This window comes from Microbacterium sp. CPCC 204701 (assembly GCF_004010105.1).
Taxonomy (GTDB): domain Bacteria; phylum Actinomycetota; class Actinomycetes; order Actinomycetales; family Microbacteriaceae; genus Microbacterium.
The window spans coordinates 1-6,781 of sequence record NZ_RRYE01000156.1 but is presented as its reverse complement, the minus strand read 5'-3'; the positions used below and the strand labels follow the sequence as shown (position 1 = coordinate 6,781).

7 protein-coding genes and 1 pseudogene are annotated in these 6,781 nt (G+C 69.7%); 4 read left to right on the top strand and 4 right to left on the bottom strand.

What is annotated here, in order from left to right; translation table 11 throughout:
* A pseudogene (locus EIO58_RS10430) lies at nucleotides 1–410 on the top strand (2-phosphosulfolactate phosphatase); the annotation flags it as partial.
* A gap of 1 nt (nucleotide 411) precedes the next feature.
* On the opposite strand, the gene EIO58_RS10425 reads toward EIO58_RS10430, so the two are convergent.
* The 3 genes from EIO58_RS10425 to EIO58_RS10415 form a co-directional block, all read right to left on the bottom strand.
* Nucleotides 412–900 carry a SprT-like domain-containing protein gene (locus tag EIO58_RS10425; protein WP_127819488.1) on the bottom strand — a complete coding sequence of 163 codons (489 nt, stop codon included), beginning with the start codon at nucleotides 898–900 and terminating at the stop codon, nucleotides 412–414.
* 47 nt (nucleotides 901–947) lie between these two features.
* Complete coding sequence (locus EIO58_RS10420) at nucleotides 948–1,475, bottom strand: hypothetical protein (RefSeq protein WP_127819487.1); 528 nt, start codon at nucleotides 1,473–1,475, stop codon at nucleotides 948–950.
* A 133-nt stretch (nucleotides 1,476–1,608) separates the two neighbouring features.
* Complete coding sequence (locus EIO58_RS10415; RefSeq protein WP_127819486.1) at nucleotides 1,609–2,472, bottom strand: spermidine synthase; 864 nt, start codon at nucleotides 2,470–2,472, stop codon at nucleotides 1,609–1,611.
* A gap of 256 nt (nucleotides 2,473–2,728) precedes the next feature.
* On the opposite strand from EIO58_RS10415, the gene EIO58_RS10410 reads away from it, so the two are divergent.
* The 3 genes from EIO58_RS10410 (at nucleotide 2,729) to EIO58_RS10400 (ending at nucleotide 6,482) form a co-directional block, all read left to right on the top strand.
* Nucleotides 2,729–4,402: an ABC transporter substrate-binding protein gene (locus EIO58_RS10410; RefSeq protein ID WP_127819485.1), complete on the top strand. Its 1,674-nt coding sequence runs from the start codon at nucleotides 2,729–2,731 to the stop codon at nucleotides 4,400–4,402.
* Between the two features lie 81 nt (nucleotides 4,403–4,483).
* Entirely contained in the window at nucleotides 4,484–5,488 is a 1,005-nt protein-coding gene (locus EIO58_RS10405) for an ABC transporter permease (RefSeq protein ID WP_127819484.1), read from the top strand.
* Nucleotides 5,489–5,519: 31 nt separating this feature from the next.
* On the top strand, nucleotides 5,520–6,482 hold the full coding sequence (locus EIO58_RS10400) for an ABC transporter permease (RefSeq protein WP_127819483.1): 963 nt from the start codon (nucleotides 5,520–5,522) through the stop codon (nucleotides 6,480–6,482).
* Between the two features lie 28 nt (nucleotides 6,483–6,510).
* On the opposite strand, the gene EIO58_RS10395 is transcribed toward EIO58_RS10400, so the two are convergent.
* Nucleotides 6,511–6,781 (bottom strand): ABC transporter ATP-binding protein (locus EIO58_RS10395; protein WP_164861629.1); only part of this gene is annotated, 271 nt, incomplete at its 5' end.

The window sequence follows — 6,781 nt, the reverse complement described above, 5'->3', positions numbered from 1 at the left end:
CGGTCGCCCGCGCGATCCTCGACCAGCAGCAGCGCCGCGGCACCCGCACGAGTGCCGCGATCATCGCTGCCGGCGAGCTGGGCGGTCGCGAGCCCGGCGCCCCGCTGCGCTTCGCGGTCGAGGATCAGCTCGGAGCCGGTGCGATCGTCGACGCGCTCGGAGCGCTCGGCATCGACCACACGTCGCCCGAAGCCGCGGCCGCGGGGGAGGCGTTCCGTGGCCTCCGGGGGGCGGTGCGGCACCTCCTCACCGCGAGCGGATCCGGCCAGGAGCTCATGCGTCGACAGGCTCAGCAACCGGGGGTGGCTCAGCAACCGGGCGCGGTGCGTGACGAGGTGCTGAATGCGGCGGCGGTGGATGCCGCACCCGTCGTTCCGGTGCTGCGTGACGGGGTCTTCGTCGCCTCCTGACTCAGCGCGGCGTCATCGCGGCCAGGCGCGCTGCCGGCGTGATCTCGCGGCGGGTCCACGTGATCAGGAACCGCTCGTCGAACACCCGGGCGCACCTCGCGCACGACGTCGGCCGCGTCGCCCTGCGGTGCCGGTACGCGACGTGCCCCGTCGGGCAGACCCCGATCCACGGTGCGAGCTCGGTCGCCGTCTCACCGTGATGGGTGGTGCCGCCGACGTAGCCGAGATCGCGGGCGACCGCGCGCCAGCGCGGACCGTGGCCCGCCTCGGCGCCGGCGAGCGCGTGGGCGACCTCGTGCAAGAGCGTCTGGTGGTTGGTGTCGTCGTCGTATCGCGCGGTGAGGTAGCGCGACACGCTGATGCGCTTGCGCGTGTAGTCGCAGAGCCCGGCGCGGCGCTTGGCGTTGTCGAACGCGAACGTCCACGACGGGTCCAGGTGGGCGGCGATGAGGGCGTCGGCCCAGTGCCGCACGCGATGCAGTTCCGACATGTCCGGGAGACTAGAACGTATCTACGACACTCGAAGGGCGGCGGCGGTCAGCTGGCGACCGATGCCGCGGCCCGGCGCCGGTCGGCGGCGTCGATGGCGAGCAGCGTCGACTCGAGCTGGTCGTCGCTCGCGCCGGACTCCTGACGCAGGAACAGCGCCCGCTTGAAGTCCTTGCGGGCCGATTCGAAGTCTCCGTCGTCGTAGTGGACCTTGCCCCGGTGCTGGTAGGCGAACGCCGCGATGCCGGCCCAGCCCTGCCCCTCGGCCTCTTCGGCGCACGTCGTCAGCTCCTGCTCGGCAGCGGCGTACGCGCCGCGCGCCTGCAGTACGGTCGCATGCAGGATGCGGGCGCGCAGCAGATCCTTGCGCGTGCCGGCCATGCGGGCCACGCGCACCGACTGCTCCGAGACGACGAGAGCGTCCTCGGTGCGGTCGAGCACCTTCAGCAGCCACACGCGCTCCAGCAGCGCAGGCAGGCTCCGCTGCTCGCCGATCTCTTCGAGGCGCTCCCTGCACTGCCGGGCATCCACCTGCTCGCGCAGCGTGTCAGGGTCGTACCCGCGGATGTAGCTCACCGATGACTCCCTTCGCCAGCGCTGCCGGATCGCCTTTCCAGTGTGCCGTCCGCCCCACCGCGGCCGCGCGTGCCACGCCGGTCTCGGCATCGCTTCCCGCGTCCGAAGATCGCGACCGTGAACGGTGGCCGCGTCAGCGATCGAAGACGGATGCCGAGGGCTTGGGCGAGGGGGTGGCGTCGACGTCGGTCGCGACCCGCGCACCCCGCGCGAAGTCGTCGACCTCGCGGCCTTCCGCGACCTTCGCTGGATGCGGGCCGGCAGCCATGATCCGCGGCAGCCATTCGGTCGGAAGGGCGGCGCGGGACGCCGCGATCACGAGGTTGCCGAACCTGCGGCCCTTGAGGGTCTGCACCTCTGCCAGCACGATCACGTGCTCGAGCACGGCCCGCACCGTGGCCACCTGGCGGCGTGCGAAGGCGAGTCCTGCGCCGTCGGCGACGTTGACGAGCAGCACCCCGTCGGGCGCGAGGAATCGCACAGCCTCGGTGAAGAACTCCACCGTGGTCAGGTGAGCGGGGGTCTGTGCGCCGGAATACACGTCGGAGACGACGAGGTCGGCCGCGCCGACCAGGCCGGCGGGCAGCCGTCGCAGCACCTCACGAGCGTCGCCGATCCGCATCCGGATCGACGCGCCCCGCGGCAGCGGCAGGTTCTCGCGCACGAGGTCCCACAGTGCGGGCTCGAGCTCGACCACCTGCTGGCGCGACCCCGGCCGTGTCGTCTCCACATACCGCGGGACGGTGAGGGCGCCCGCCCCGAGGTGGAGCGCGGTGAGGGGCTGTCCCGGCATCCGCAGCCTGTCGATCACCGCCGCCATACGCGCGACGTATTCGAAGTGCAGGTGCGTCGGATCGTCGAGGTCGACGTGCGACTGAGGGGTGCCGTCGACGTCGAGCTCCCACCCGCCGCCGAACGCCGACGGGACGATGCGGGCGAGGGTGCCGTCGCTCAGCCGGGCGGACGGACCGGATGCCTCTTCCTTCGCCCGAGCCATGGCCACCACGTTAGCGTCCCGCGCACCGTGCGACCCGGCTATTGCGCTCCTCGCTCAGCGACCGAACCGGTGGCTGCGCAGATCGCTCGAAATGCGGCATCCGGCCATGTCGAAACATAATCGAGACACAGGTGTAATCGTCGGTGCCGTCACGTGCGGGTAGCGTCGGAGCATCACACCCCGATGAGGGCTGAGCTCACCCCGGCTTCACGACGACGTGCAGCGCGGCCCGCACGATATGGAAGGTGCACAGCACATGCTCCACACATCGAGAAGGCGCTGGCTCGCCGGCGCCGCGACGATCGCCGTCGGTGCGGTCGTCCTCACCGCCTGCGCGAGCCAGCGCGAGGAAGGCGGCGCGACCGACGCGGCGGCCGATGTCGACGGCACGTTCGTCTTCGGCGCGTCCTCCGACCCGGCGAACCTCGATCCCGCTTTCGCACAGGACGGCGAGACGTTCCGCGTCTCCCGGCAGATCTTCGAAGGTCTCATCGGCACGGAGCCCGGCACCGCCGACCCGGCGCCGCTGCTCGCCGAGTCATGGGTGTCGTCCGATGACGGCATGTCGCACACGTTCGAGCTCAAGCAGGACGTGACCTTCCATGACGGCACGCCGTTCGATGCCGAGGCCGTCTGCTACAACTTCGATCGCTGGTACAACTGGACGGGCCTGGCCGCGACCGAGTCGCTGTCGTACTACTACGGCAAGCTCTTCCGCGGCTACGTCGAGACGGCCGAGTCCGCGGTCTACAAGTCGTGCACGCCCGACGGCGACCACTCGGTCACGATCGAGCTGAACCAGCCCTTCGCCGGATTCATCCCCGCGCTCTCGCTGCCGGCCTTCGCGATGCAGAGCCCGACGGCGCTCCAGGAGTACGACGCGGACGGCATCGGCGGCACGGAGGAGGCGCCCTCGCTGTCGGAGTACGGAGAGGGGCACCCCACCGGCACCGGCCCCTACAAGTTCGAGGAGTGGGCTCCCGGCGAGAGTGTGACGCTGTCGGCCTACGACGACTACTGGGGCGAGACAGGACAGGTCGACGAGATCATCTTCCGCACCATCGACGACCCGACCGCGCGTCGCCAGGCCCTCGAGTCCGGCTCGATCGACGGCTACGACCTCGTCGGACCCGCCGACTCGGCGGCTCTCGAGGAGGACGGCTTCACGATGGTGTCGCGTCCGCCCTTCACGATCCTCTACCTGGCGTTCAACCAGGCGATCCCGGAGCTGCAGGATCCGAAGGTGCGTCAGGCCCTGTCGCACGCGATCGACAAGGACGCCCTGATCGCTCAGGTGCTGCCCGAGGGCACCGAGAAGGCCACGCAGTTCATCCCCGACGTGGTGAACGGGTGGAACCCCGATGTGACGACTTACGAGTACGACCCCGAGCAGGCGAAGGCTCTGCTGGCAGAGGCGGGCTACGACGAAGCGAACCCGCTCACGCTCGACTTCAACTACCCGGTGAACGTCTCGCGCCCCTACATGCCGGACCCCGAGCAGATCTTCACGGTGCTGTCGTCGCAGCTCTCGGAGGTCGGCGTGGTCACCAACCCGGTCACCGACGCGTGGAGCCCCGACTACCTCGACAAGATCACGGGATCGTCGGATCACGGCATCCACCTGCTCGGGTGGACCGGCGACTACAACGACACCGACAACTTCGTCGGCGTCTTCTTCGGTGGACCGTCGGCGGAATGGGGCTTCGAGAACGCGGAGCTGTTCGCGGCCCTGCAGGAGGCGCGTGGAGTGCCGAACCTCGAGGATCAGACGGCGCTCTACGAAGACATCAACGAGATGGTCGCGCAGTTCATCCCGGGCGTGCCGCTGGCCCACCCCGCACCCACGCTGGCGTTCTCGCCGCGGGTGGAGAGCTACCCGGCCAGCCCGGTCAACGACGAGGTCTTCACCGACATCGTCCTGACCGAGTAACGACGGGCCCGCCCGTCACGCGATGCGGGGGAGGCAACCTCCCCCGCATCGCGCACCGACCCGACCTCGGAGACTTCCCACGTGCTGCGCACCATCGGCAACCGGCTTCTGCTCCTCATCCCCACCCTGCTCGGCCTCAGCATCCTGCTCTTCCTGTGGGTGCGCTCGCTTCCCGGCGGACCGGCCGTCGCACTCCTCGGCGAGAGGGCGACTCCCGAGGCCGTCGAGCGGATCAATGAGCTCTACGGCTTCAACCGCCCCGTCCTCGAGCAGTACATCGTGTGGCTCGGCCGCCTCGTCACGGGTGACTTCGGCGCGTCGATCGAGACCGGGCGCGCGGTGCTCGACGAGTTCTGGCGCCGGTTCCCCGCCACGGTCGAACTGTCGGTCGCGGCGCTCATCATCGCGGTCGGGATCGGCATCCCCCTCGGCTACTGGGCGGCGCGGCACCACGGCAGGCTGAGCGATCACGCGGCGATCGTGTTCAGCCTCATCGGCATCACGATCCCGGTGTTCTTCCTCGCGTTCCTGCTCAAGTACGTCTTCGCGGTGCAGCTCGGCTGGCTGCCGAGCGACGGCCGGCAGGATCCGCGCATCGACGCGACGCACCCGACCGGCTTCTACGTGCTCGACGGCATCCTGACCGGCGAGTTCGATGCCGCCTGGGACGCGATCCTGCACCTCATCCTCCCCGCGATCGCCCTGGGCACGATCCCGCTCGCGATCATCGTCCGCATCACCCGGGCATCCGTGCTGGAGGTGCAGAACTCCGACTATGTGCGCACCGGCCGGGCGAAGGGCATCAGCACCGGCACGCTGCGGCAGCGCTTCATCCTGCGCAACGCGATGCTTCCCGTCATCACGACGGTCGGCCTGCAGGTCGGCCTGCTCCTGGCCGGTGCGATCCTCACCGAGACGGTGTTCGCGTTCCCGGGCATCGGCTCATTCATGGCGAACGCGATCCAGGCGCGCGACTTCCCCGTCCTGCAGGGCTTCATCATCTTCATCGCGGTCATCTACGCGCTCATCAACCTGACGGTCGACGTCTCGTACAGCTTCATCGACCCGAGAGTGAGGGTCTCATGATCATCCATCCGCTCCACAGGGGAGGGACCGCATGAGCTCCGTCCTGCTGCCCCCGGCGCCTGAGGGCGGTCCCGTCGACGACACCTCGGTCGACGACGCCGCGCTGCTGGCCGCGAAGACCCGCGGCGGCGGGTTCTGGCGCGGCGTGTTCCGGCGCCTCCGCCGGAACCCGACCGCCTGGGGCGGCGCCGCGATCGTCCTCGTCTTCGTCGTCGTGGCACTCCTCGCGCCCTGGCTGGCGCCGTACGCCGAGACAGCGCTGCCGGGTGCCAGGAACATCACCCCGACGCACATCCCCGGCCCGGGAGAGCTCCCGCAGTTCCCCCTCGGTCTCGACCGCTTCGGGGGTGACGTGCTGTCGAAGCTGATCTGGGGCGCGCGCGCCTCCCTTTTGATCGGCGTCGTGTCGACGGTGTTCGGTCTGATCGGCGGAATGATCCTCGGTCTCGTCGCGGGTGCGTTCGGCGGGTGGGTCGACACCGTCATCATGCGTTTCGTCGACATCCTCCTCTCGGTGCCGAACCTGCTGCTCGCGGTGTCGATCGCGGCGATCCTCGGTCAGACACAGCTCTCCGTGATGATCGCGATCGGCGCGTCGCAGGTGCCGATCTTCGCGCGGCTCCTGCGCGCCTCGATGCTGCAGCAGCGAGGCGCCGACTATGTGCTGTCAGCGCAGACCCTCGGCCTCGGACGCGGCACGATCACGATGAGCCACGTCCTGCCCAACAGCATCGGCCCGGTGATCGTCCAGGGCACGCTGACGCTCGCGACCGCCGTGATCGACGCGGCGGCGCTGTCGTTCCTGGGCCTCGGCGGCGGACGTCCCGAGACCGCTGAGTGGGGCCGCATGCTCACCTACGCGCAGGCCGAGCTCGCGATCGCCCCGTGGCTGGCCTTCCTCCCCGGTCTGTGCATCATGGTCACCGCACTCGGCTTCACCCTCTTCGGCGAGGCGCTGCGCGAAGCCATGGACCCGCGCACGCGGGCGCGCTGAGGCATCCGTCGCGCTCGAGGAATCGCTTTCAGACCGCGATGTCGAGCTCGTTGCCGGGGATCGAAGCCAGCAGGCGCCGCGTGTACGGATCGCGCGGGTTGGTGAAGATCTCCTCCGAGGACGCGGCCTCGACCAGCTGCCCGTCCTTCATGACGCAGACGTAGTCGCTGATGAGGCGCACCACCGCGAGGTCGTGCGAGATGAAGAGGTAGCTGAGGCCGTACTCTCGCTGCAGGTCGCGCAGGAGCGTGAGCACCTGGTCCTGCACGAGCACGTCGAGCGCCGACACCGGCTCGTCG